Below are 25,496 nucleotides of genomic sequence, written 5' to 3' on the forward strand. Positions count from 1 at the left end.
AATTAAAAATGAATGAAAACACCCCATTAGAATTTGGTCTTTATTCACTTGGAGACCACTTACTTAATCCTCATAAAGGTGAAAAAGTAAGTTCTGAAAAACGTATACAAGAATTAATCGAAGCGAGTCAATTAGCTGAACAAGCAGGTATCAATGTTTTCGGCGTTGGTGAAAGCCATCAAGAACATTTTACTACACAAGCACACACTGTTATTTTAGGTGCAATCGCACAAGCAACAAATACGATTAAAATCTCTAGTTCATCCTCTATTATTAGTGCTTGCTGATCCAGTTAGAGTTTTTGAAGACTTTGCAACACTAGACCTTATTTCTCACGGTCGCGCAGAAATCGTAGCGGGAAGAGCATCACGCACTGGTATATTTGATTTATTTGGTTTAGATTTAAATGACTACGACGAACTTTATGAAGAGAAATTAAATTTACTTTTAGAGCTTAATAAAACAAATAAAATTACTTGGTCTGGTAAGTTCAGACCTGACTTAAATAACATAGAAATTTATCCAAGGCCTGTTGATAATGTGTTACCCATTTGGAGAGCGGTAGGTGGCCCTGTTGCTAGTGCCATCAAGGCTGGTCGTCAAGGTATTCCAATGATGATTACAACTTTAGGTGGTCCGGCAATGGCATTTAAAAATGCTATAGACGAATACCGTTTAACTGCCAAAGAATATGGCTTTGACAATTCTGCAGAAGCATTACCTGTTTCTACAGCAAGTTTATTCTATACTGCTGATACAACCCAAGCGAGCTTTACGTGAATTTTACCCTCATATTAATGTCGGTATGTCGTTTATAAGAGGTACTGGTTATCCAAAACAACAATTTGCAAATACACCTGATTATAGAGATGCTCTAATGGTAGGAAGCCCTCAGCAAATCATTGAAAAAATACTTTACCAACATGAACTATATAATCATCAAAGGTTTATGGCCCAAATTGATTTTGGTGGTGTACCTTTCGATAAAATCATGAAAAATATCGAACTTATCGGTAATGAAATTATACCTGGAGTCAAAAAACATCTGAAAAAGTAGGTGACTTAGTATGAAGATCGTAATTCTATCCGGTTCAACTGTCGGTTCAAAAACAAGTACAGCTATGACATATTTAAACGAAGCAATTTCTCATCAATATGAAGAACATGAAATTCAATTCTTTGATTTAAAAAATTTGAATTTGTCATTTAGTGATGGTCGCAATTATTTAGATTATTCAGGCGATACTTTAGAATTCACTACTGCCTTAATGCAAGCCGATATTATTTTTATTGGTTTCCCAATATTCCAAGCTTCCATTCCTGGCACTTTAAAAAACGTATTTGATCTACTTCCTGTTAACGCTTTTAGAGATAAAGTTATCGGAATCATAGCCACGGCCGGTTCGCCTAAGCATTATTTAATTCCTGAAACACAATTAAAACCAATATTAGGTTATATGAAGGCACACATTATTCAAACTTATGTCTTTATAGAAGAACGTGATTTCTCACAAGGTACGATTGTAAATGATGATATCTTATTTAGAATAGATGAATTAGCAACATCAACATTACGCGTCGCCAAAGTGTATTCACAAATAATAGAAGAAGAAAATGACCAGTATGACTTTTAATGTGTGAATTTCACGAATTAAACTTAAGTACGCTAATTTTTAATTATAAAATTGTTGTGTTTTTATAAAAATACGGAGAAACGATAAATATCATCGTCTCTCCGTATTTTTTAATCTTTCATCATTATAATCAATGTGTTATTAATTCAATTTATTGGTAACTAAACCTTTAGCTGTTTCAAAAACTGTAATATCTTTTTTTGTGATGAGGTCTTCAGTTAATTGCAATTCAGTTATTTGGTTTGTATCGTACCATTTAACATACATTGTGCGTGTTGTTAAATTGAACACAGTTTGGTAAAGGGTATAATGCAATTCTCCATTTTCATCAAGCACAGCACCTTTAGGAATACTAATGCCATCTAATAATTTGAAAGCATCTAATACATCATACTCAGGTTTGTCACTGTTTATAAGATAATTTTTAAAAAATGCAGTACGCACGAATCGCTCTGGTGCTGTATAGCCACCTGGCAACCCATAAGTGCCCCCTTCATTTCCTAAGGATTTTAGCGGTTGCCCCATAAATGTACTTTCCTGTGGTTTATGAGGCGTAATATTTGTATAATTTCTTAAATTTTCATAGTGCCAATTTAAATCTGGGTTATTCGTTAATACACCGATTGGATTTTCATTTATGATGACACGACCATCTTGAAAGGTAAGTTCGACAGATCTGCCTGTATCATCAGAAATGTGGTAATGCAGTGGTGGAACTTCTGCAATTTCGTTTACTACATGCGCTACTACATTGACTGATTTAGCATTTTCGATTAAATCCTCAATATCTTTATTATAGCCAAGTATCCATGTAATAATTTCATTTTGGCTAATATTTATAAAGCCTTCTCGTACTTCAGAGGCATACGATGCATAACCTCTAAAGTACTGTACGGAAGCACCCACGCCGTGTTCATTCACGCCGTCTCCAAATACAAAGCCTGCCATATCACTGCCTGCTCCGATAAAACCATACAACGTCTCACCTTTATATCCAACACGCGATTCCCAATAAAAATGACGTGGTTGTACTGCGGGTTGTCCGTCCAAATGATAAACAAAATCCATTGTACGTCCTAAAATCGCCTGGTTACTTTTTGATAAGAATGAAAATCCTGTACACATTCATAATCTACTCCTTTACGCTATGCTCAATCTCTATCTATAGTGATTACATTCAGTTTCTTGTTCCTCTCCATATTAGGAAACTTCTTACTATATTAATACTAATTCGCTTGCGTAACCGAGTTAAAATATTAAAAACTAAGTTCTTTTTTAATTCGTAATATATTCGCATCGTTTGCCTGTGCTCAATGAAGTTGGTACATCAATAATGCGTTGATTTAATGAACCTTTATAAGGTAAGTTCGGTTGAAACAAATGATTGATAAAAGGCCCATCTACTAATACATCAATGAGCTCAAGTAATGCCCTTCTCTCAGCAGTATCTTGAACTAAATATTCATATAAAAATCCTGTCCATACCCATAACGATTTGGAATTACCAAAACGTTGCCTCAATACTTGGGCACATTTTAAAGTAATATCTACATTACAGAAAGGTTCGCCACCTAAAATGCTTAAACCTGAAAAATAATCTGGTTCGCAATAATTCATAATTTCTTCTAAAATCGGGTCATTAAAACGCTCTCCGTATCTAAAATTTTGAGCAGCTTTGTTATAGCAATTTTCACAGGCAAAAGGACAACCAGAAACATACATACTGCATCTCACCCCTTCGCCATCAACAAAACTCTGCGCTTCTATTTTGGCAATATAACCTTGTCCCTTAGTGATTTCTAAGATTTTCATAATGTCGTATCTTTCAAGTGCTTAACGCGTGCACACATTTCTTTATGTCGACCTTCAATTGTCGGCCGTTGTACAGGATTGCCTAAATAACCGCAAGTTCGTTTAACGACATCTACAGTTGTTGGGTCATCATTACCACATTCAGGGCATTGATAACCTTTAGCCGTTGTTTTGAAATCTCCTTTAAAATCACATTTACGACAATGGTCTATAGGAATATTCGTCCCTAGATAACTCACCTTGTCATAGGAATAATCCCACACCGCTTCCAAAGCTTTCAAATTATGATTGAGCTTTGGATATTCGCAATAGTGAATATACCCACCGCTTGCATATACAGGATAATCTTTTTCAAAATCAATTTTCTTAAATGGTGTAATGTCTTTACGTACATCATAATGGAATGAATTTTGGTAGTAACCTTTATCTGTAATATCAGCAACATCCCCAAATTTTTCTCGATCTAATCTGCAAAATCTATCTGTTAAAGATTCGCTCGGTGTACTATAGATGCTGAACCACACATCGTATTTTTCTGTCCAACGCAGTTGATAAATTTTCATAGCTTTTAAAATAGCTAACGTAAATGCTTTACCTTTGGATTTACTTTCCCAATTCGGACCAAAGAATACTGTAGCCGCTTCATATAAACCGATATAACCCATAGATAATGTTGCACGTTGACCTTTAAATAGGTCCATCACATTATCATTGTCTGTTAAGCGATGCTTAAATGCGCCATTTTTATATAAAATAGGAGCATTATCAGGTGTTGCTTCTGCTATTCGCTCTAAACGATACACTAACGCATCATGCATGATATTCATACGTTCATGGAATAATTTCCAAAATAGTTCTATATCACCATCAGATTCTAATGCAATACGTGGTACATTGAGTGTTACTACTCCAAGATTACATCTACCATTATTTTCATATTCACCTGCTTCATTTTTCCATGCTTGGTAAAAATGAACGACATCCCATCGGCGCTTTGAAATCACCTAGTAATTCAACAGTTTTATCATAATTTAAAATATCTGGGTACATACGCTTTGTAGAACATTTTAAAGCAAGTTGTTTAATGTCATAATTAGGATCTGATTCGCTGAAATTCACGCCTTTTTTAATGGAAAATACTAATTTAGGAAAAATTGCGGTAATGCGGTCTTTACCTAAGCCTTTAATACGCGTTTGAAAAATTGCTTGCTGAATTTTACGGCTATATTTATCTAAACCGAGTCCAAAACCAAGTGTTACAAACGGTGTCTGTCCATTAGATGTATATAAAGTATTTATTTCATACTCTAAGCTCTCAATAGCATCACCTATATCTTGTGTCACTTGATTATCCACATATGTATCAATATCCGCCGCATGCACAAATTTTTCTGCAACTTTGCGGTGTTTTTGCTCATTAAATTGAGCGTACTTACTTAACAATTCATCTACTCTATCAATCGTGCAACCACCATACTGACTACTCGATACATTCGCAATAATCTGTACTAACTGCGCAGATGCTGTTTGAATCGATTTCGGTGAAGTCACTGTTGCGTTACCTATTTGAAAACCATCTTCTAGCATACTTTCAGCATCAATTAAGCAACAATTCGTTAGCGGTTGAAAAGGATGATAATCTAGATCATGAAAATGAATATCTCCCTGTTTATGTGCTTCAGCCACATGCTTTGGAAGTAAATAGTCCAGTGCATATGATTTAGAAACGACCCCCGCTGTTAAATCTCTCATTGTTGAAAAAGTAGAACTATCTTTATTGGCATTTTCATTAACTACTGTAGGATCTTTAGTAATAAGATTTTTTAAATTCGTTTCAAGTTTATTCACGTTATCCCTCTTTACTATATATTGCGTTTTATTTTAATTTATAACACTATATATAGTGATTCAAATATGAACATCTACGTTAACGAATTTGTCATATATTTTTAAACATTTCATGAACTTTAGTTTGTTTTTGCAATAAATGCATTAACTCATTTATCACTTTAAGCATTTTAGAAATTCTTCATATAATGCTACTGCTTGGTCTTCATTTTCAATACCATACACGTTCATTCTGCCGTCTTTAAATAGCGTTATTTGATAATCTCGATAAGCTATCATTTTAGCGAAATGATTACTTTTCATAACTTTCACTGGAAGTAAATCTGTATATTTAAATATTTGAGGAGTAAATCTCAGTAGAAATACATTACCGCACTGTTTTTCAATAGAATTTGGTTGAGCCATGTTGAGATATTCATAATTTCCTTCGTTACAGATAGGGCAGTTACTATTTTTTAATGAATCTATATTGAGTGTTTTATATTGCATCGTAAAGCAATCCATCGTTGTTAATTTTTTAGAAAAACCTTTTCCAGACAGCCACCTTAATAACTCTGAGACTTCCATGCTTGCCACTTGGTGAATTACTGGAGGAAGCACACCATTTATTGCGCAACTTTCCCCTGTAGATGGCGTTGTACCAAGCATACATTTTAAGCATGGCCCCTGATAATCAATAGCATATACTGTGCCCTTACTGCCTACAGCTGCACCATAAATCCATGGCACACCTAATTTATGACAAACTTCATTAATCAAATATCTAATCGCAAAATGATCCATTCCATCTAGAACAATGTCAGGTTGATGTTGACAGAGTAATACTTCAATATTTGTATTTGTAATCTCTTGATATAACGCCTGTACTTGAACTTCACTATTAATTTGTCCAAGATGCACTTTTAACGCTTCTACTTTAGGCAGCATTTGCGTGGCATCTGCTTCAACATAAGTAGCCTGTCTGTGTAAATTGGATTGTTCTACAATATCCATATCGATAATGGTGAGCTGACCAACACCCATTCGAGTTAGCAACTCTGCACATTGGCTTCCAAGCGCACCTGCGCCCATGATCATGACATGTGTCTGTTGCAATTGTGCTTGTCCATATTTACCAAATGCTTCATAACGCATTTGTCGATCATAGCGTTGTGTCATAGGAATCCTATACCTTCAGTAGGACTCGAAGCTTGTGCTGTGTATTTCACTGGTATTCTTCCCGCTTCATAACTCAACCTACCCGCATTAATACCTAATTTCATTGCTTCGGCCATTTTCACTGGATTTTGTGCACTAGATATTGCCGTATTAAGTAGGATACCATCTGCACCGAGTTCCATTGCATGACAGACATCTTTAGGAGAACCGATACCCGCATCAACTATGACAGGAACATTTACTTTTTCGATAATATAACGTAAATTCAAAGGATTATTAATACCTCTGCCCGTGCCTATCGGTGATGCGAGTGGCATAATGGCATGCACACCTAAATCTTCTAATCGTTTTGCTAATACCACATCATTAGAAATATAAGGACAAACTGTATAACCTTTATCTAACAAGATTTCACAAGCTTTATACGTTTCTAAAGGGTCGGGCAATAATGTTTCATCGTCTCCTATAACTTCTACTTTAATCATGTCACAGACACCCGCATGATTTGCGATTTCAGCTATGCGGACTGCTTCTTCTGCTGATTTGGCACCTGCAGTATTAGGAAAAGTAATGAATTTAGTTAAGTCTACTTTCGCTAATGGATTGGGTAAATTTTTATCGTATAAATTCATTCGACGTACTGCAAAGGTCAAAACCTCTGTCCCGGAAGCCTCGATTGCTTCCGTTTGTATTGCTTCACTATCAAATTTCCCTGTACCTAATAATAATCTTGAATTCAACTTAAATTCTCCTATATTGAACATGTTATCCGCCTCCTACAAATTCTAATAATTCCAAACGATCTTCATCCGTAACCTTATGCTTTGAAAACTGTTCTCGCTGAATTAATTGGTCATTATGTTCCACAATCATACGTGTTTCATCCAAATCTAGTTCTTGAATCACTTCCTGAATACTTAATGTCTTATCAAAAGTAAAGTTGTCACCATTTATAATGCACTTCATTGGTCTTACCCCTTTCAATTATAAAATCTGCAAATTGTTCCGGCTTACGATCATACTGAATCCAATTGCTCATCCATTTTCCAACGTAAGGTGATAATAAAATGCCATTGCGATAATGTCCTGAAATAATAAATAAATGTTTAGCTACTTCATCCATAATGGGTTTTTCACCTGAGGTATAAGGTCTAACGCCTGACCATTGATTGATTAATTTACCTGCTCTTAATTTAGGAATATGCGTCGTAGCCTGTTGTAACAACCATTTTTTCCCTAATTGCGAGACGCCTACTGAATAATCATCAAAGTAACTTGTAGCTCCAATTAAATAACGATTTTTCATTTTCGGAACAACGTAACAACCATTTGTAGTAAATAACGTTGTTTCTAAAGACAGATTGGGATGCTCTACAAGTAACACTTCACCTTTAACTCCTGTAACACTACTGTTTGGCATGTAGTGGCTCAATAATTTCCCACTCCAAGCTCCTCCGAGCGACCATTACCTTTTCCGCAGTTAACACATCTGTATGCGTTACCACACGATAGCCCGGATTTAATGGTGTTATTTCACTAACTTCTGTGTTGTAAATACGATGAATGCCTCGTTGTTCTAACGATTTTAATAATGCTTTCGTGTACTTATTGGCATTGATTTGATTATCATTCGGTATATACATCGCGGATAAATTGTCTGATATTACGTTGCCATTCGTTCTTTGTTTCAGTGACTTTGCAGGCAATAATTCCACAGCTCGGTTGTATTGATGCAGAAATTTGTATTGCTTTTCAACACTTGGGTTATCATCAATACTACTTGCGAGTTTAATTAAACCACTATCCAGATATTCAATATCTAGGCCTACTTCATCTAGCAAACTATCCCTCAGTGGCTCGAACATTTCTTGAGCCTCTCGCGCTATATGAAACAAATCACTGTCTTCAGTAAATTCATTTTGAGCACCAAGCATTCCTCCAGCTTTAAATGAAGCATGTTTCCCTGGTATATCACGATCTATCACAGCAATTTTGATATCTGATTTACTTAATTCTCTTGCGATTGACATACCCATTACACCGGAGCCAATGATTATGACATCATACATACGTCTTCCAAGCCTCCTTCAGCTGTTTGATTTCATTTATGTTTTGTTGCGCAAAAATGGAAATCCCTGCAATGCCTTTGAATCCATTAGGTAGCTCTTTTAAAGTTTGTGTATTGATACCACCTAACGCGATAATTGGGATATTGAATTTTAACGCTTTATTTATTTCATTTTCTGTTCTTGGATGTTGATTCGGTTTAGAACTGGTTTTAAAAATATGTCCATATAAGACAAAAGCTAACTGTAATGCTTCTGCTTGCGCTATATGTTTTGTGTCGTGTGTAGACATACTGACTTGGATGTCAGGATGATTACATTTAAAATCCGCTATGCGTTCATCTTTTTCTTTAAAATGAATCGCACGTAACTTGCATCGTGTTAATACAGTTAAATTGTCATGAATAATTATTTTACTTTTAGGAAAGCCGGATTGGCTAAGCAAATTAACCCAATCAATCAATTCAGTCGTCTCCATTGGTGTTCTGATAATTAAATAGTCTATAAACTGCGCTATATTGATATACTGCTTAATGTCTACTGAATTTAAATACTTATACTGTGTAATTGCTATAAACAATGTTTTCACTCCAAATAAAAAACGTCATTTTTCTGGTAAGAAAAATGACGTTGGATTAACGAATTCGCATGTTTATAACGCCACTTTCCTACGCCAGTACAAACTGGATCAGGTTCAAGGAATTCCCAAGTTACTACTTCGGTCTCAGCCTTATGCAAGGCACTTCCAGTGGTTATTTAAGCTATTTGATTTTTTATAATAATTATTAAATATGTGTTGAAGAATTATTACATACAACTTAACCTATTCCATTGATTATTTCAAGTGGTATTATAATTTAAGTTGATTTCTAAGTGTTAAAGTCGATACTATTACTTATTTTTAAATAATTCAACTTGTAACTATGTTTTAGCTTTAGAAATTTTTAGTAAACCAGCTGTAAGGCTTTGAGTTTGTCGGTATACACTTTGATATAAATCAAAATACAGCATATATTGTTTGTGCTTCTCACTATCTGGTTTAAAAGATTTTTCATAACGTATAAATTGCTTTGTAGCCGCTTCGATACTTTCATACCATCCTAGACCATATACAGCCAAGATTGCCGCACCCATACAAGGTCCTTCTTCATATTTCAATTTACTAATTTCAGTATTAAATATATCCGCTTGTAATTGCAACCAAAAGTCGCTTTTTGCACCGCCACCGATAGACACGATATGTTGAATATCTTTACCACAATCGCGTAAATACTTTATCGACTCGAATAAAGAAAAAGTTATACCTTCAATAACTGCCCGTGCCATGTCACCTCTACTGTGTAAGGCGCTTAAACCTATAAAGCTCCCTCTAATGTTGGAGTCCCCATGTGGCGTACGTTCTCCCGATAGATAGGGTGTGAATAATAATCCATTACTGCCAACCTGTGATTGGCTTGCCACAGTAATAATTTCATCATAGCTTAAATGTCCTAATATATTTCGGCGTAACCACTGCAAACTGTCTCCTGCGGCAAGTGTCACGCCCATAACATAAGACATATCTTCTAATGCATGATTAAAGTAATGCATATTTCGGCGATATTCCGTATGTTTTTCACTTTCACATGATAAAACCACGCCTGAAGTGCCAATACTGCAGAGTGTTTCATTCGTTTTAATCATTCCCGCACCAAGCGCTCCACATGCATTATCACCACCGCCTGCTATAACAGCCACTTGCGCATTTAGTCCGAGTTCTTTTGCTATCTTGTCGTCCATATAGCCTACTAATTTATGTGAAGCTACAAGTTCAGGGTAAATATTATGAACACCAAATTGTTTACCAATATTTTCATCCCAAGCTTTGCACTTATGATCAAATAATAATGTACTCGAGGCATCTGAATATTCCATATTTAACTTGCCAGTTAATTTGAATCGAACATAATCCTTAGGTAATAAAAATACTTTAGTATTGCGCCAATGTTCAGGTTCATTTTCCTTTATCCATAATAATTTCGTAAGTGTAAAACCTTCTAATACAGGATTATCTAACACATAATCACCTAGTTTTTCTTTAATAACTTCACATTGCGGTGTAGTCCTTGTATCGTTCCAAAGAATGGCATTTCTTAGTGGTTCGTCATTATCGTCCAATATCACTAAACTATGCATTTGTCCTGAAAGTGATAGTCCGCTAATATGCATATACTTAACTTCATCTGTCACCATTAATCGCTTAATACATTGTTTAGTTGCTTCAAACCACGCTTCTGGATGTTGCTCATTAAACCCATTTTGTGGCTGTATGATATCTAGAGATTCGCTTGCACTCTGTAAAACTTTACCTTGTCTATTTACTGCTATTACTTTAACGGAGCTTGTTCCAATATCGATACCTAACACTGCATCAGTCAATTTAATCGGTCCTTTATAAATAGATTTTAAATTTTTATTTCGTAATATGTGATATACGACCTATTTATAACACGTTCGATAAAAAAATCAAAATTCTAAAAAAAAGGGAACGGAACAGAAATCAAAATTTGATTTCGTATTCCGGCCCCCAAAATGTTGACTAGATATTTAAAATAGAATTCTAGAAAAATAGATGACGATGACTACTGTTACTGCACTTAGTAATGTTGATAAAAAGACCAATTGTGCAGCAAGTTCTGGATGGTTATCATATTCTTGTGCAATAACTGAACTATTTACCGATGTTGGCATAGCAGAAGCAATAAATAATGTTTGTGCAATCACGCCTTCTAAACCAAGTAACTTAATAATCACTAAAGCAATGAGTGGGCCAATAACTAATCTCACAAATATATAAATATAAGAAATTGACCATTTAAAGCTGAATTTAATATTCGCAATTTGAGCACCTAGCAATAATAACGCAATAGCAATCATTGCATCCGCTACGTAATTTGCTGGCGTCCAAATAAATTCTGGGATTGGCACATTATTATAATTTAAAATAATAGCTAACACCAAAGCGTATAAAACTGGCATTTTAAAATATCCAAGTAGCGCCTTTAATTTCCCAATTTGCAATGACTGAATCGCAAAAATCCCGTATGAAAAAGTGAATATATTTTGTAATGACAACACAATAACCTGCACAGACATAGCCAATGGATCGCCCTTAAAAACTAAATCATTAACTGGAACGCCGTAATTACCTGAATTGAAAAACAGAATACTATTCGTCAGCGTTGTAGCTTCCCCTTTATCTGTTTTACGAATAGTAGACAACAGTTTACCAATGACATATAGGACGATCATATACAAAATAAAGAAAATAACTATGTAAAATAAAAGCTTTATAGCAAAGTCTGTTTTATAAAACTTCACAAATATAAAACCTGGAACAAACACATATATATTTAATTTAGCTAGTGTTTTTAAATCTAAAGTGAATTTCTTTTGTAAAATAAATCCTAAAAAAATCATGATAAAAATAGGTAAAAGTACAGTTTGTAAAATATACAACATTTCACTCATTATATGCCCCCCTTTGTTCAAAATCATATATGAATTAGACTTATATAAATTAATTATTATAGTTTATCATAGCAGAATATTAATTAATTTACCGTTTGTCTGACTAATAAAATCTTTTTTCATCCTTACATTTACGTAAAAAAATAAAACAACAAATTGTTTCACGTTAAACAATCCGTTGTTTTATAAATATTTTATGTATGGAATTTCATTTTTAGGCTTCTGAAATCCAGACTCTTTTTAACTTGGTCATCTGGAACTTTGAATAGCTAAAACGCTATAATTTCCACATATTGAGTCGAGAATTAGACTTCCACTAGTCTTCCTTCACTCAGAGGTAAGCCTAACCTTCAATTAAATTGCTGATTTCACGAAGAAATTAGCTCTATTTTGTAATTAAGCATTCTAAGATTAGTGTTTCTTTCCAATACTTAATATATTATTTTTTGCGATTTCTTTTTTCTCTTCTAACACTGACATCACTATAAATCCAACTACCAAAATAGGTAATAGCATTCCAATTACCATCATCATATTTTTCACCCCATTTTAATATCAGAAAATAGCCCTGATAACAATTAATTTAATAGAATAGTTCTTTATTAAAATATAACATATTTTTTACGGTTTTATGAATGTGAATATGACTATAATATTTGTAATTTGAAAAACTAGATTTCCAATCATATGGAAACCTAGTTTGTTTTTGGTTTATTTAATTATCGAGTTTAATTAGTATTTGTATGGATCATTTTGCTCTTGTTTCGGTTTTCCATCTAAATCATCAAAGTCTTTTAAATCTTGATCTTGATTAGAGTTAGATCTTTCATATGGCTCATTCACTGCGTCTTGCTTATTGTCATTATACATTTCACCATCGCCATGAATCGGTTGTTTTGGTTTTCTTACTAATAACATAACACCTGCAACAATCCATAATACCGCATTTATCCAGTTTCCTAAGAATGAAATAACACCTACTAGAATAAGTAAGATGCCTGTTGCTTTAGCTTTTTTATTTATTAGAATAGCTCCAATGATTGCAATGATTAAAATTACTATAGATAAAACCAAACCTGCTGTTAATAAACTACTCAACATACCGAAGATATTTGTACCATCTTCATATGAGAAGCTTGGATCATCTGCCATCATTTGTTGAATGACTGTTTCTTTTACCTCATTGTTACCTATCATTGGTATGAAAACTGCGATAAGTACTACACCAATTAATTGCAATGCAATACCTATCCATGTGAGTACGCGTTCAGTTGTTCTTTTTATCATAATCGTGCGCCTCCTATTTCTATTTATTCGCTTCAATTACAATGCTAATTATACTAATTGTTAATATTTAAGTCTATTCATTCTAAACAAAATATGTTTGAAATGATAAATAATAAAATAACAAAAAAGGCTCGCATTGTATACGAGCCTTTTTCATCAGTTTTTATGTGCTTTAAATGCGTCATTAAGTCTTGCCAATTGGTCTACAAACTCATGTACTTCATCTGTTGTGAATTTGTCACCTATACGTTCTTTAACAGCTTCAATCATAACTGAATTTGCCTTTTTTAAAAAAGTCTCCCCTTCTGTACTGAGTTTAACTAATTTAATACGTTTATTATCTGTATAGGCTCTTTCAACGTAGCCCATTTCTTCTAATTTAACGATACGTTTAGAAGTCTGCCGTTTTAAATATATTTTGCAACATTGCAAGTTCATTAATCGTCACTTTACCTTCAGTTTGTATTATTCTCATTGCTTCAATTTGTTCTCTTGATAGAAAATTACCTAAACCTGTTTCCTTTATCATTTCTACAATTTCTTTATTTAAATGCAACATAACAAACTGAAATTTGGTAATGGCTTCTTCTATCGTTTGATTGATGTTTTCATTTTCCATACTTTTCACCCCTATATTGCTTTAGCTTTACTTAAATTCCACTGAAAACGGAACTTTTTCTCTCTTGTTAAACCATAATAGCACTAAGAATTGTAATAATATCATTCCAATAATAATAGCACTTAATAGTATTACAATGAAACTAAAGTCAAAGTGTCCGAGCATTGGTAAAGATTGCTTCTCTATATCCTTGAATCGCATAGGACATTGGAGAAAATGGATGAATCCATCTAAAGAAACTGTCTGAAAGTTCAATTGGGAACATACCTTCACTTGAACTCAATTGTAATATGAGTAATAACATGGATAAGAATAATCCAATTCTATCCAAGAATAACGCTAAGAATGACGTAATCGTTATTGCGGCAATAGCCCATAAGAAGCTCACTAATAGGAAATGTCCTACGTTGTCAATCGACATGTTGAATGCAAATATAACCCAGCTACTCATAAACAATGCTGATAAACTACCTTGTAGTAGATAAAGTAATAGCTTACCAAGCGCTTGTTTAGTTGAGGAAACACCTTTGTTTAATGTTTTTCTCAAAGGATAAATCGCACTAAATGACACTGCTCCAACAAATAAACTTACACTCGCCATATAAGGTACAATTGTTTCGCCATAATTGCCAGCCTCAGTAGGATTATTTTCATTTGTTTTTGTCACATTATTTAATGCTTTTTCATTGTCATCTTCAAGTGAAACATCTTGCTGACTCGTGATTGCTTCATCTAACTTAGCTTGTAATTGATTATTATTTTCCTGTAATTGATTTAAACCATCAGTAACTTGGTCATTACCTGATAATAATTGCTGTGCGGGTTGACCTACGGCTGGGACTAATTGTTGTAAGCCATCACTGACTTGCTGATTACCATCAATTAATTGTGACTCTGCATTAGACATTTCGCCAAGTGCGTCAGATGTATCTTGATAACCATCTTGTGATTTTTTCGTACTCTCAAATATTTCAGTTAAGTAATTTTCACGAATGTCATCTTTAATTGTGTCTGTTACTGTATCAATTGCTTTCTGAGCAGTTTGACTACCCGTGTAACTTGATCCCGGATTAACTTGCGTTTCTAAATTAATTTTTTTAGGATTTTCATCTAATAATGTCGTTGCATTTTTAGATGCGTCTTTAGGTACAATAATTGTTCCGACACTATTACCTTTTTCCAATTCATGTGCAGCTTTTTTCTCGGAAACTGTTTGGAATTTAAAATCCTCATTATCTTTTAATTCATCTACCAAATCATCGCCAATTGTTATTTTTTCACCATTTAATTTGGCTGATTCGTCTTGATTTACAATAGATATTTCCAATTGATCTGTCTTATCATAAGGGTCCCAAATTGAGCCTACAAATAGTGCCACATAAATTAGAGGGATAAGCGCTATGGCTATAAGAGATACAATCAACATTTTATTTCTAAATATAAATTTAAATTCATTAAACATTTACTATCTACCTTTCTTTTTTAAAAATGTACACCCCATGTACTATTAGTTTGAAAATAATCCCAAACGCTATAAATATTACGTTATGGAGCGTGTTAATCCTTGAATTCGTCCATTTTTTCAATATGTGGCGTGTTTTTATTTATACAGTACACCCCATGTACATTTTTATATAATACGCTCTTGAAAATAACTTGTCAATCATAAAATATTAGCGAAATATAAAAATATCTCTATGGTAACTTAGCTCAGTTTAATAGAAGTACATATTGATATTTCTAGGTTGCGTTTTATTCTGAAAAATATATAAATTTGGTAAATTAATTGCATTCATCATACATAATTTGTTCATAAAATATGTATTTATATATATTGACCACCCCTTATATATTCATTATATTAAATATAATATAAACCTTAAACGTGTTATTTATAGATTAATACTAGTTAAGTAAACTTAATTTTATCTTTTATTCTCAATATCATGAAACCTGATATTTTTATTATACAAAGGGAGGTAGTAATTATGCTTGAAATAGATAATCTTTATAAACGCTTTAAAGATTCTGAATTTAATGTGCTTGATGGTATTTCTTTAACGATTAATAAAGGCGATATTATTGGATTAATCGGTAAAAATGGCGCTGGTAAGACTACATTAATGAAAATTATTGCTAAGTCTAAAAAACCAACTTCAGGATCTATCACTTTAAATGGTATAGATATTTTTAAAAATAATAACGTTATGAAAAACGTAGGCATTATGATTGATACAGTTTATTTCAAACACTTTTCCGCTAAAAAAATTTGATTTACTACTTAAAAGTAAATAATAAGGAAAAATATCTTGATAATATCGATAATGTTCTAGAACTTGTTGGACTTGCACATACTAAAAATAAAAAAGTGAAAGACTTTTCCTTTGGTATGAAACAAAGGTTATCTTTGGCGATGTGTTTACTAGATGAACCTGAATTAGCAATTATGGATGAGCCATTTGTTGGTCTCGATCCTGACGGTGTTAAAACGCTCATTAGCGCTTTAAGAACATGGGTGGAAGAAAGAAACATTGCGCTTCTTATTTCAAGTCACCAGTTAAATGAATTATCCGAGGTTTGTGATAAATTCGTGATTATAAAAAATGGCAAACTTCATCATATTGATTACAACAAAGACCAAGCTTTAAAAATTGTAGTTAAGGAACAAATTTATCCTGAGCATAGACAAGAATTATTAGACCTATTTACAACAATCAAAAATATTTCTATGAATGAAATTTCTATTGAAATCGATTCTGCGGAGTATAACGATATTATGAAATATGTAGTTAATCATTACACATTAGTAAATACAGTCAGCGAACAAGATAATTTGTATCACCATTATGATGAATTTGAAAGGCAGTGAGAAAATGCTTACTAAACATATATTTTGTAATATATCCACTCGCAATTCAGCTTTAATTTTTTACTTAATTGCACTTTATCCATTTTTATATTTAATTACACTCATCCTCCCTACTAACTTTATGCAAATTAATGGAGAAACAAATGGACTCACCGGACTAGATTTCTATTATGGCGTTTTAGTTGCTCAATCACAATTTGCTGTACCATTAATTTTAGTTACATATTTTATTAGTTTTCTTTTTTATGAAGAATATGAATCTGGTCGTTTAATTTTTTATAAAGATATTAGCCGTACATATCTCTATAACTCTAAAATAGCTGCTTTATTATCTATGTATGTTATTTATTTCATCCTATTGTTCATTGCTTCTCAAGTTTTATATTTTACATACATTATTAAATTCAATTATGCTTCGGGAGATTTTTTATCATCTTCTGCGAGTATTAACTACAGTGATATTTTAGGCATTATAGGTATCTATGGGATTACATTAATAGCTGTTTTCTTTGGAATCATGTTATCTATGAAACTCTCAACAGGTTTTAACATACTTGGCGTGGTGATATTATTAATGATAATGTCTGCTGCCCCGCTCATTCATGGATTTAAATACTTCTTTCCTAACAGCTATGAAGAAGCAAATAATATCAATGAATTCTTTACTAAACTCGTAATTATTATTTTAATAACACTCGTTTACTCTATCGTATGTTATCTCGCAGGTTTAAAACTGTTCAAACGCTTAGAATATTAACTTAAAACATCACAATGAATAATTGGTTATAATATATTTTAAAGAATGACAGTGATTTGGGCCGGCTCAAATCACTAACTGGATACTACAGACTGTGCCTGTGGAAAGCGTGCAGTGCATATAATGATTGCCAACAAAGTCGGAGATCTTGTCGACACTATAAAATCATCTAAACATTTAAATGTTTAGATGATTTTTGTGTTTTATCTTATCTTCAATTACCATTTTTTAAATCTCTCTACTATAATATATAATATAAGACATGTATCACTAATATTACTCGCTAACATAACTTTATCTATAATCTATAACTTTGGAGCAATGTGTTACACTGTTGTAATATTAGACAAAAATCGCATTTAAACCCTGTTTAAACTTATATGAGGTAATAAAAAATGGAAAATAATTTAAAAATCAGTATGAACGAAAGACGCGTATTAAAACAAATCTTCAACAATCATAATATTTCACGCACTCAAATATCTAAGAATTTAGAAATCAATAAAGCTACTATTTCTAATATATTAAACGCTTTGAAAAAGAAATCCTTAGTCATTGAAGTGGGCGAAGGTAATAGTACGAAAAGCGGCGGACGCAAACCAATCCTCCTAAAAATCAATAAAAATTATGGTTATTATATTTCTATGGATTTAACATATAGCTCTGTAGAATTAATGTACAATTATTTTGATGGTACCGTGTTAAAACATGAATCATATAACTTACCTGACAAAAAAGTGAGTAGTATCTTGGCTATATTAAAAACAAATATACCTACTTCTGAAAGTTATGATACTTCCTATGGCTTGTTGGGTATGTCTGTCTCAATTCACGGTATTGTAGATCACAATCAAGCTATTATTCACCTTCCCTTCCATGAAAGTGAAGGTATTTCCATTACAGATGAGTTAAGATCACTGACTCAAGTTCCAGTAATTATTGAAAACGAAGCAAACTTATCAGCAATTTATGAAAGAAGCATCCATAGTAATTCAGAAATGAGAAATTTAATTGCTCTAAGTATTCACAAAGGCATTGGTGCAGGTTTAATCATCGATAAAAAATTATATCGTGGCTCTAATGGCGAAGCTGGAGAAATCGGTAAAACGCTCGTACTTCAAAGCGGTGAAACATACAACACAATTGAAAATATTTGCTCCCAAGAAGCATTAATTCAAAGTATTAGTAATCAATTTGAACGAAATATATCACTTCCAGAACTTATTGAACTTTACCATCAACATAACGATATTGTTATTCAAGAAATCGAATATTTTACGACCAAAATTGCAGTATTAGTTCACAATTTAAATACACAATTTAATCCGGATATGATTTATGTTAACTGCACATTAATCAATGAATTACCTGTTATTTTAGATTCGATTAAAACACAGCTAGATCAATATTCGACTCACTCCGTACAACTCAACCTTACTACGAATGTGAAACACGCAACCTTATTAGGTGGCTCAATCGCAATTATGCAGAAATTATTAAACATTGATGATATTCAATTAAAATCTAACTAAACAAACACACCCTTTTACATTTTTGTAGAAGGGTTATTTTTTGAAATATTTTAGAAAGCGTTTACAAAAATAATTTTCCGTGCTATATTATCTCTAAAGTTAGTTTGTTTAATAAACTAACCAACTAGTTATAGGAGGATTATCATGACATATTTCAATATTGATAAAGTAAATTACGAAGGACCTAAATCAAATAATGTTTTTAGTTTTAAATATTATAATCCCGAAGAAAAAGTAGGCGACAAAACAATGGCAGAACACCTAAGATTTGGTGTGGCTTATTGGCATACATTTACAGCTGACTTATCTGACCCATTCGGCGTTGGTACGGCTGAACGTGATTGGGATAACTTAAACGACATGGACAAAGCTAAAGCAAGAGTTGATGCGATTTTCGAATTTATGGAAAAAACACGTATTGATTATTTCTGTTTCCACGATATAGATATCGCTCCAGAAGGTGCAACATTAAAAGAATCTAATGAAAATTTAGATATCATTGTAGACCTTATTAAAGAAAAAATGGATCAAACTGGTAAAAAATTACTTTGGAATACGACAAACAACTTTACACACGAACGTTTTGTACATGGTGCGACAACTTCTTCTAACGCTGAAGTTTTCGCATATGCCGCTGCAAAAGTTAAGAAATCATTAGAAATCGCTAAAAAGTTAGGCGCTGAAAACTTTGTTTTCTGGGGCGGACGTGAAGGTTATGAAAGTTTATTAAACACAGACATGAAATTAGAGTTAGACAACTTAGCTAATTTCTTAAAATTGGCTAAAAGCTATGCAGAAGAAATTGGTTATACAGGACAATTCTTAATTGAACCTAAGCCAAAAGAACCTACAACACACCAATATGATACTGATGTTGCGACTTCACATGCTTTCTTACAAAAATATGACTTAGATAAAACATTCAAATTCAATATTGAAGCAAACCACGCAACATTAGTCGGGCACACTTTCCAACATGAATTAAGATATGCACGTGATAATGATTTATTAGGTTCAGTAGATGCAAACCAAGGTCACCCACTATTAGGTTGGGACACAGACGAATTCCCTACTGACGTCTACGATACAACATTAGCAATGTACGAAATCTTAAAAAATGGTGGATTAAATCCAGGTGGTTTAAACTTTGATGCTAAACCAAGAAGAACTTCATTCAAACAAGAAGATTTAGTTTTAACGCATATCGCCGGTATGGATACATTTGCACTTGGTTTAAAAGTAGCACACAAAATGATTGAAGATAATTTCTTTGAAAACATTGTAGATGAAAAATATAAATCTTTTGCTGAAGGTATTGGTAAAAAAATAGTTGAAGGTAATACTTCATTTAAAGAATTAGAGGAATATGCTTTCAACATTAATGAGATTGATAACACTTCTGATCGTTTAGAAGTAATTAAAGCTCAAATGAATCAATATATTTTAAACATTAATAATGGAGACTGATAAAAATGACTTATGTAATCGGTATAGATATTGGTACAAGTTCCTTAAAGTCTATTGTTGTTAATAAAAATGGAGACGTTGTAGATTCATACAGCGTCTCTTATCATACGTCAGCATCCTAAATCTGGATACAGCGAAATGAATCCAGATATCTGGTATGACGCAACAATTGAGAGTTTAAAACATTTATTAAACAAATATGCACAAAAAGAAATCACTGGTATTAGTTTTTCAGGTCAAATGCATGGCCTAGTGGTTATTGATCAAGCTGGTGCAATCATTAGACCTGCCATTTTATGGAATGATACACGTACTTCTAATGAAGTTGAGGAAATCAAAAATAAATTAGGTCTCGACGCACTACTGAAATTCACACAAAACACTGTGTTAGAAGGATTTACATTACCTAAACTAATGTGGCTGAAAAATAATGAAATTGATAATTACAACAAAATCCATAAATTTATGTTGCCAAAAGATTATATCGTTTATAAATTAACTGGCAACATTTTTACAGAACCTTCAGACGCGGCAGGTACAATTATGTTTAGCTTGAAAGAAGAAAATTGGTCTACTGAACTACTAAATAGTTTAGATATTGACGCATCTATTTGTCCAGATATCATTGCTTCTCATCAAAAAAGTGGTCAATTAACTGAAGATGTGAAAAAATCTTTAAATATCGATTGGGATATCAATGTCTATCAAGGGGGCGCAGATAACGCATGTGGCGCTTTAGGCTCTGGTATCACAGATGAACAAAAACAATTGGTAAGTATTGGTACTTCTGGCGTCGCACTATCTATTGAAAATAATGCTGACTATGAAAATGATGGCAATGTGCATTACTTTAATCACTGTGTACCTGACCAAAAATACATTATGGGGGTAACTTTATCCGCTGGTTATAGTCTGGAATGGTTAAAACAACTACTAGACCCTGATGAAGATTTTAGTGCATTCTTAAAAGCGATTTCTGATTCTGAGGTTGGATCTAATGGATTAATGTACACACCTTATTTACTCGGTGAACGTACACCACATAATGACGCGGCAGTTAGAGGCAGCTTTATCGGCTTGGATGCGAATACCACACAACTCGATATGAAACGTTCTGTTATCGAAGGTATCACATATTCTATAAATGAAAGCATTCAAATTATGAAAAACAACGGTATTAACATTAAGGAAATTGTTTCTATCGGGGGCGGCGCAAAAAATCATGAGTGGCTCCAAATCCAAGCAGATGTTTTCGATGCGGCAATTACCACAAGAACTGAAGAACAAGGTCCAGCTTATGGTGCGGCGATGTTAGCCGCCATGGGTGAATCGTGGTTTGATACTTTCAATGAAATGAGTCAATCATGGATTACATATAATCAAAAAGTATCTCCTATTGAAGAAAATAGTAAATCATACCACAACTTATTTGATATTTATAAAACAATCTATGACGCTACACAACCAGTAACTCAAAAACTAAGTAAATTTAAGTGATTTATCAAGGGGATGGATATATGTCAACTTATAATAATAAGAAGTTTATCTTTAAAATAGCTTTAATCGCAACGCTTGGCGGGTTGTTATTCGGCTATGACACTGCAGTTATTTCTGGGGCTGAACAATCCCTCCAGAAATATTTAACTAAAGATTACGGTAGCTTTGTCCATGGTATTACAGTTTCTAGTGCCTTAATCGGCTGTATTATTGGTGGCTTGTTATCTTCAATTTTCTCAAGTCGGCTCGGTCGTAAAAAATCATTACAAGTAGCGGCTATTTTATTTATAGTTTCTGCACTTTTATCAGGCTATCCTGAGTTTTTATTTTTTGAACCGGGTGAATCTAGTCTTGGTTTACTGATAACATTTAATCTATATCGTGTCATCGGTGGTATTGGTGTAGGATTAGCCTCTGCAATATCTCCAATGTATATTAGTGAAATTGCCCCTTCTTCTATAAGAGGAAGACTTGTTTCATGGAACCAATTCGCTATTATATTTGGTATGTTAGTCGTTTATTTTGTGAACTACGGTATTACTTTTGGTCAATCTCAAAGTTGGATTGAACTAATCGGATGGCGTTACATGTTTATGACTGAAGCAATTCCGGCAATTGCATTTTTCTTTTTATTATTTTTAGTACCTGAAACACCAAGGTATTTATCTTTAAATAATAGAAATACTGAAGCACTTACAGTATTAAATAGAATATACTCTTCTAAGAATCATGCACAAAACGTTTTAAACGATATCTTATCAACTAAAAATAAATTAACAGATGTAAAAGCACCATTATTTAGTTTTGGTAAAACTGTGATTATTATCGGTATTCTATTATCTATCTTCCAACAATTCATCGGTATCAACGTGGCTTTATATTATGCACCTCGTATTTTTGAAAATTTAGGTGCAGGTGAGAATACCTCAATGATACAAACTGTTGTGATGGGATTAGTAAACGTAATCTTCACCGTTATCGCTATATTATATGTCGATAAATTTGGTCGTAAGCCTTTATTAATTATCGGCTCTACTGGCATGGCAGTTGGAATGATCGGAATGAGTGCACTCGCTGCTAATGGCGCGTTTGGCATTACAACTTTAATATTCTTAGTTATATATACTGCATCATTTATGATGAGTTGGGGTCCAATTATCTGGGTGCTATTATCAGAAATATTCCCTAACAGAATTAGAAGTGGCGCAATGGCAATAGCTGTCGCAGTACAATGGTTAGCAAACTTTACAATCACTTCTACTTACCCATCTATGATGGAAATTAGCGGTACAATGACTTACGGATTTTACGCACTGATGAGTATTCTAGCTGGCCTGTTCGTATGGAAATTCATTCCAGAAACAAAAGGTAAAACACTAGAAGAATTAGAAAAAGTTTGGATTAAAGATAAAGATAAACAAGTTTCTAATCATGCAGAAGAAGTTCAAAGTAATAACTCAGCACATTAAAATTCGAAGTTAATGTGAAGATATTTCCACCAGATTTAAACTTAAAAAACAATCATATATTTATACGAACTAACCTAAATCGTAAAAATTAATTAAAAAACACTTTCGCTAGATTCATTTAAATGAATTTACGCGAAAGTGTTTTTCTATGAAAAGTTACTGAATGTATTTTGTGTTACTTTATTTAACATAATAATGGTTTATTATAGAAGTCTATTTATGATAAAAGATAACTAAATCGCTGTCCAACCGCCGTCTATTTTAATCGTTTCACCTGTAACAAAATTTGATAGTTGTGAACTTAAATATATGACTGCGCCTGAAATATCTGTAGGTTTTGGCATTTTATGAAATAAGATACGATCCAATACGTCTTCTTTAAACGCTTCATTCTTGAACATCTTCTCTGTTAATTCTGTTTCTACAAATGTTGGAGCAATTGCGTTAACGTTGATATTGTATTGTGCCCACTCAACAGCAAGTGCTTTTGTTAGTTGAATCACGCCACCTTTGCTTGAAGCATATGGCGCTCTATCAAAATAACCAACAAAACCAACTTGTGATGCCATATTCACAATTTTTCCACGCTGTTCTTGTGCCATGTATTTTCCAACAAACTTAGAGATAAAAAACAATGATTTTAAATTAATATCTAATACGTTTTCCCAATCATTTTCCTCAATTTCAAATGCAGGTTTACTTATATTTATTCCAGCATTATTCACAAGTACATCAATTTTTCCATATTTTGAAACAATATCGTCTATTACTTTTGAAAGTTGATCAATTTGTGTCATATCCAACGCATAAACCGAATGTTGCCCACTAGATTCATTCAGTATATCTAAGGTTTTATCTAATGAATCTTTATCTCTAGCTATAACGATTACATTTGCACCTAGCTGAGCGAAATCGATTGCAATTTCTTGACCAATACCTCGGTTGCCACCAGTTACAATAACATTCTTACCTTCTAAATCATTAAAGTTTTTTTGCACTATAAATCATCCTATTTATTTTCTTGATCTTTCTTCAAAAAATACATCAATACTTCGTCACGCTTATCAATAATTTCTTGAGACTCGCTTGCACCCCAATCATAAAACCCTTTCCCCGTTTTATATCCAAGGTTGCCTTCACCAACATGTTTATTCAAAGTTTTACCAGATGCTTTTTCAGTACTTAAATCTTCAAATAAATAATCAGATATAGCACTAAAAACATCCAATCCTCCTAAATCCGCTGTCATGAGTGGACCAACGACAGGGTATCTTCTACCTACACTATAAGTTACTGCAAGCATCAATATCTTCCTTAGACGCTACACCTTGATCAAGTAATGATTGTGCTTCTCTAAAAAGCGCATACTGTAATCTATTACCGATAAATCCTGATATTTCTTTTTGTATTAATATCGGCTTTTTGCCTATAGCATTAATTACATTTTCAGTACGTGCAACAGTTTCAATATCTGTGTCTTCATTTTTCACAATTTCTACTAATGGAACTAAATGTGCGGGATTCCAAAAATGTGTGATGATAAAATGATTGGGAAATTTATAATTTTTAGTTAATTGTTGTAATGTAAAACCAGATGTATTGCTAGCTAATATGGTTTTTTCATCTAATAAAGTATTTAATTTTTCATATAGTTCACTTTTAATAGTTAAATCTTCTGGCACAGCCTCTATGATAAATGTAGTGTCTTCCACTACCGCTTCAATATCTGTGTCTAAGGTAATATTATTTTTGATATTTTGCATTTGAACGTCACTAATTAAATCATTTTTATATAATAGCAGTACCTTTTTATCAATTTCTGTTTCAGCTCTTTTTAAATCTTCCAAGTTGATACTGTAAACTTTAACTTTATAATTTGCCCAAGCAACAGATAGAGCGATTGAATGTCCCATCGTTCCACTACCTAATACAGCAATATTCTCCATCATTACACCCCTTTTGGCTAAACTA

Annotated in this window: 25 protein-coding genes, 3 pseudogenes and 1 riboswitch; of the genes and pseudogenes, 10 read left to right on the forward strand and 18 right to left on the reverse strand. The window is 33.0% G+C overall.

Going from position 1 to position 25,496, the window contains the following annotated elements:
- Positions 1 to 8 precede the first annotated feature (8 nt).
- The 3 genes and pseudogenes from ABLV95_RS11565 (at position 9) to ABLV95_RS11575 (ending at position 1,634) form a co-directional block, all read left to right on the forward strand.
- Positions 9 to 780: pseudogene (locus ABLV95_RS11565) on the forward strand (LLM class flavin-dependent oxidoreductase).
- 25 nt (positions 781 to 805) lie between these two features.
- Complete coding sequence (locus ABLV95_RS11570) at positions 806 to 1,057, forward strand: hypothetical protein (RefSeq protein WP_460875750.1); 252 nt, start codon at positions 806 to 808, stop codon at positions 1,055 to 1,057.
- A gap of 10 nt (positions 1,058 to 1,067) precedes the next feature.
- Complete coding sequence (locus tag ABLV95_RS11575; RefSeq protein WP_427705977.1) at positions 1,068 to 1,634, forward strand: NADPH-dependent FMN reductase; 567 nt, start codon at positions 1,068 to 1,070, stop codon at positions 1,632 to 1,634.
- 141 nt (positions 1,635 to 1,775) lie between these two features.
- Here ABLV95_RS11575 and ABLV95_RS11580 read toward each other — a convergent pair whose 3' ends face one another.
- From ABLV95_RS11580 to ABLV95_RS11650, 15 genes and pseudogenes are all read right to left on the reverse strand, one after another.
- Positions 1,776 to 2,759, reverse strand: a complete 984-nt coding sequence (locus ABLV95_RS11580; RefSeq protein ID WP_427705975.1) for a choloylglycine hydrolase family protein — start codon at positions 2,757 to 2,759, stop codon at positions 1,776 to 1,778.
- A gap of 150 nt (positions 2,760 to 2,909) precedes the next feature.
- Complete coding sequence (nrdG, locus tag ABLV95_RS11585; protein WP_427705973.1) at positions 2,910 to 3,446, reverse strand: anaerobic ribonucleoside-triphosphate reductase activating protein; 537 nt, start codon at positions 3,444 to 3,446, stop codon at positions 2,910 to 2,912.
- Positions 3,443 to 5,294 (reverse strand): annotated as a pseudogene (gene nrdD, locus ABLV95_RS11590) (anaerobic ribonucleoside-triphosphate reductase). Before nrdD ends, nrdG begins: the two are co-directional and overlap by 4 nt.
- A 156-nt stretch (positions 5,295 to 5,450) precedes the next feature.
- Positions 5,451 to 6,452: a ThiF family adenylyltransferase gene (locus tag ABLV95_RS11595; RefSeq protein WP_427705971.1), complete on the reverse strand. Its 1,002-nt coding sequence runs from the start codon at positions 6,450 to 6,452 to the stop codon at positions 5,451 to 5,453.
- Positions 6,449 to 7,216, reverse strand: a complete 768-nt coding sequence (locus ABLV95_RS11600) for a thiazole synthase (RefSeq protein ID WP_427705969.1) — start codon at positions 7,214 to 7,216, stop codon at positions 6,449 to 6,451. The genes ABLV95_RS11595 and ABLV95_RS11600 overlap by 4 nt, the downstream gene beginning before the upstream one ends.
- A gap of 1 nt (position 7,217) precedes the next feature.
- Positions 7,218 to 7,418, reverse strand: coding sequence for a sulfur carrier protein ThiS (gene thiS, locus ABLV95_RS11605; protein WP_069832732.1), 201 nt, complete (start codon positions 7,416 to 7,418; stop codon positions 7,218 to 7,220).
- Positions 7,396 to 8,521: pseudogene (locus ABLV95_RS11610) on the reverse strand (NAD(P)/FAD-dependent oxidoreductase). Before ABLV95_RS11610 ends, thiS begins: the two are co-directional and overlap by 23 nt.
- Complete coding sequence (locus ABLV95_RS11615) at positions 8,514 to 9,098, reverse strand: thiamine phosphate synthase (protein ID WP_427708192.1); 585 nt, start codon at positions 9,096 to 9,098, stop codon at positions 8,514 to 8,516. Before ABLV95_RS11615 ends, ABLV95_RS11610 begins: the two are co-directional and overlap by 8 nt.
- Positions 9,099 to 9,166: 68 nt before the next feature.
- Positions 9,167 to 9,275, reverse strand: a riboswitch (TPP riboswitch).
- Between the two features lie 164 nt (positions 9,276 to 9,439).
- A complete protein-coding gene (gene xylB, locus ABLV95_RS11620; RefSeq protein ID WP_427705963.1) occupies positions 9,440 to 10,936 on the reverse strand; it encodes a xylulokinase in 1,497 nt (498 codons plus the stop codon).
- A gap of 168 nt (positions 10,937 to 11,104) precedes the next feature.
- Complete coding sequence (locus tag ABLV95_RS11625) at positions 11,105 to 12,028, reverse strand: AEC family transporter (RefSeq protein ID WP_427705961.1); 924 nt, start codon at positions 12,026 to 12,028, stop codon at positions 11,105 to 11,107.
- Between the two features lie 411 nt (positions 12,029 to 12,439).
- A complete protein-coding gene (locus ABLV95_RS11630) occupies positions 12,440 to 12,562 on the reverse strand; it encodes a hypothetical protein (RefSeq protein WP_460872128.1) in 123 nt (40 codons plus the stop codon).
- Positions 12,563 to 12,760: 198 nt separating this feature from the next.
- Positions 12,761 to 13,315, reverse strand: coding sequence for a DUF4064 domain-containing protein (locus ABLV95_RS11635; protein ID WP_460872129.1), 555 nt, complete (start codon positions 13,313 to 13,315; stop codon positions 12,761 to 12,763).
- Between the two features lie 156 nt (positions 13,316 to 13,471).
- Positions 13,472 to 13,684 carry a hypothetical protein gene (locus tag ABLV95_RS11640; RefSeq protein ID WP_460875754.1) on the reverse strand — a complete coding sequence of 71 codons (213 nt, stop codon included), beginning with the start codon at positions 13,682 to 13,684 and terminating at the stop codon, positions 13,472 to 13,474.
- Positions 13,685 to 13,706: 22 nt separating this feature from the next.
- Complete coding sequence (locus tag ABLV95_RS11645; RefSeq protein WP_460875756.1) at positions 13,707 to 13,934, reverse strand: hypothetical protein; 228 nt, start codon at positions 13,932 to 13,934, stop codon at positions 13,707 to 13,709.
- Between the two features lie 148 nt (positions 13,935 to 14,082).
- Entirely contained in the window at positions 14,083 to 15,396 is a 1,314-nt protein-coding gene (locus tag ABLV95_RS11650) for a YhgE/Pip family protein (protein ID WP_460875758.1), read from the reverse strand.
- 526 nt (positions 15,397 to 15,922) lie between these two features.
- On the opposite strand from ABLV95_RS11650, the gene ABLV95_RS11655 reads away from it, so the two are divergent.
- The 7 genes from ABLV95_RS11655 (at position 15,923) to xylE (ending at position 23,525) form a co-directional block, all read left to right on the forward strand.
- The gene (locus ABLV95_RS11655) at positions 15,923 to 16,207 is read left to right on the forward strand and encodes an ATP-binding cassette domain-containing protein (protein WP_460875761.1); all 285 of its coding nucleotides are present in this window, start codon (positions 15,923 to 15,925) and stop codon (positions 16,205 to 16,207) included.
- Positions 16,204 to 16,803, forward strand: a complete 600-nt coding sequence (locus ABLV95_RS11660) for an ATP-binding cassette domain-containing protein (protein ID WP_460872132.1) — start codon at positions 16,204 to 16,206, stop codon at positions 16,801 to 16,803. The genes ABLV95_RS11655 and ABLV95_RS11660 overlap by 4 nt, the downstream gene beginning before the upstream one ends.
- A gap of 4 nt (positions 16,804 to 16,807) precedes the next feature.
- On the forward strand, positions 16,808 to 17,560 hold the full coding sequence (locus ABLV95_RS11665; RefSeq protein WP_460875763.1) for an amino acid transporter: 753 nt from the start codon (positions 16,808 to 16,810) through the stop codon (positions 17,558 to 17,560).
- Between the two features lie 395 nt (positions 17,561 to 17,955).
- Positions 17,956 to 19,092, forward strand: a complete 1,137-nt coding sequence (locus ABLV95_RS11670; protein WP_427705954.1) for an ROK family protein — start codon at positions 17,956 to 17,958, stop codon at positions 19,090 to 19,092.
- A 144-nt stretch (positions 19,093 to 19,236) separates the two neighbouring features.
- A complete protein-coding gene (gene xylA / locus ABLV95_RS11675) occupies positions 19,237 to 20,559 on the forward strand; it encodes a xylose isomerase (protein ID WP_460872134.1) in 1,323 nt (440 codons plus the stop codon).
- A 138-nt stretch (positions 20,560 to 20,697) separates the two neighbouring features.
- Positions 20,698 to 22,056: a xylulokinase gene (gene xylB / locus ABLV95_RS11680; RefSeq protein WP_460875765.1), complete on the forward strand. Its 1,359-nt coding sequence runs from the start codon at positions 20,698 to 20,700 to the stop codon at positions 22,054 to 22,056.
- A gap of 20 nt (positions 22,057 to 22,076) precedes the next feature.
- Complete coding sequence (gene xylE, locus ABLV95_RS11685; protein WP_427705948.1) at positions 22,077 to 23,525, forward strand: D-xylose transporter XylE; 1,449 nt, start codon at positions 22,077 to 22,079, stop codon at positions 23,523 to 23,525.
- 233 nt (positions 23,526 to 23,758) lie between these two features.
- Here xylE and ABLV95_RS11690 read toward each other — a convergent pair whose 3' ends face one another.
- Genes ABLV95_RS11690 through ABLV95_RS11700 form a run of 3 tightly spaced genes read right to left on the reverse strand, consistent with a single transcriptional unit; the run spans position 23,759 to position 25,471 of the window.
- A complete protein-coding gene (locus tag ABLV95_RS11690; RefSeq protein WP_427705947.1) occupies positions 23,759 to 24,523 on the reverse strand; it encodes an SDR family NAD(P)-dependent oxidoreductase in 765 nt (254 codons plus the stop codon).
- Between the two features lie 11 nt (positions 24,524 to 24,534).
- On the reverse strand, positions 24,535 to 24,828 hold the full coding sequence (locus ABLV95_RS11695) for a 3-hydroxyacyl-CoA dehydrogenase family protein (RefSeq protein ID WP_460872136.1): 294 nt from the start codon (positions 24,826 to 24,828) through the stop codon (positions 24,535 to 24,537).
- Entirely contained in the window at positions 24,809 to 25,471 is a 663-nt protein-coding gene (locus ABLV95_RS11700) for a 3-hydroxyacyl-CoA dehydrogenase family protein (RefSeq protein ID WP_460875768.1), read from the reverse strand. The genes ABLV95_RS11695 and ABLV95_RS11700 overlap by 20 nt, the downstream gene beginning before the upstream one ends.
- Positions 25,472 to 25,496 lie beyond the last annotated feature (25 nt).

Source organism: Staphylococcus sp. Mo2-1, assembly GCF_046721385.1.
Classification (GTDB): Bacteria; Bacillota; Bacilli; order Staphylococcales; family Staphylococcaceae; genus Staphylococcus; species Staphylococcus equorum_A.

Coding starts and splice junctions, on each gene's coding strand:
- ABLV95_RS11570 (WP_460875750.1), top strand. CDS start 806: ATGTCGTTTATAAGAGGTACTGGTTATCCAAAACAACAATTTGCAAAT.
- ABLV95_RS11575 (WP_427705977.1), top strand. CDS start 1,068: ATGAAGATCGTAATTCTATCCGGTTCAACTGTCGGTTCAAAAACAAGT.
- ABLV95_RS11580 (WP_427705975.1), bottom strand. CDS start 2,759: ATGTGTACAGGATTTTCATTCTTATCAAAAAGTAACCAGGCGATTTTA.
- nrdG (WP_427705973.1), bottom strand. CDS start 3,446: ATGAAAATCTTAGAAATCACTAAGGGACAAGGTTATATTGCCAAAATA.
- ABLV95_RS11595 (WP_427705971.1), bottom strand. CDS start 6,452: ATGACACAACGCTATGATCGACAAATGCGTTATGAAGCATTTGGTAAA.
- ABLV95_RS11600 (WP_427705969.1), bottom strand. CDS start 7,216: ATGTTCAATATAGGAGAATTTAAGTTGAATTCAAGATTATTATTAGGT.
- thiS (WP_069832732.1), bottom strand. CDS start 7,418: ATGAAGTGCATTATAAATGGTGACAACTTTACTTTTGATAAGACATTA.
- ABLV95_RS11625 (WP_427705961.1), bottom strand. CDS start 12,028: ATGAGTGAAATGTTGTATATTTTACAAACTGTACTTTTACCTATTTTT.
- ABLV95_RS11630 (WP_460872128.1), bottom strand. CDS start 12,562: ATGATGATGGTAATTGGAATGCTATTACCTATTTTGGTAGTTGGATTT.
- ABLV95_RS11635 (WP_460872129.1), bottom strand. CDS start 13,315: ATGATAAAAAGAACAACTGAACGCGTACTCACATGGATAGGTATTGCA.
- ABLV95_RS11640 (WP_460875754.1), bottom strand. CDS start 13,684: ATGGGCTACGTTGAAAGAGCCTATACAGATAATAAACGTATTAAATTA.
- ABLV95_RS11645 (WP_460875756.1), bottom strand. CDS start 13,934: ATGGAAAATGAAAACATCAATCAAACGATAGAAGAAGCCATTACCAAA.
- ABLV95_RS11650 (WP_460875758.1), bottom strand. CDS start 15,396: ATGTTTAATGAATTTAAATTTATATTTAGAAATAAAATGTTGATTGTA.
- ABLV95_RS11655 (WP_460875761.1), top strand. CDS start 15,923: ATGCTTGAAATAGATAATCTTTATAAACGCTTTAAAGATTCTGAATTT.
- ABLV95_RS11665 (WP_460875763.1), top strand. CDS start 16,808: ATGCTTACTAAACATATATTTTGTAATATATCCACTCGCAATTCAGCT.
- ABLV95_RS11670 (WP_427705954.1), top strand. CDS start 17,956: ATGGAAAATAATTTAAAAATCAGTATGAACGAAAGACGCGTATTAAAA.
- xylA (WP_460872134.1), top strand. CDS start 19,237: ATGACATATTTCAATATTGATAAAGTAAATTACGAAGGACCTAAATCA.
- xylB (WP_460875765.1), top strand. CDS start 20,698: ATGAATCCAGATATCTGGTATGACGCAACAATTGAGAGTTTAAAACAT.
- xylE (WP_427705948.1), top strand. CDS start 22,077: ATGTCAACTTATAATAATAAGAAGTTTATCTTTAAAATAGCTTTAATC.
- ABLV95_RS11695 (WP_460872136.1), bottom strand. CDS start 24,828: ATGCTTGCAGTAACTTATAGTGTAGGTAGAAGATACCCTGTCGTTGGT.
- ABLV95_RS11700 (WP_460875768.1), bottom strand. CDS start 25,471: ATGGAGAATATTGCTGTATTAGGTAGTGGAACGATGGGACATTCAATC.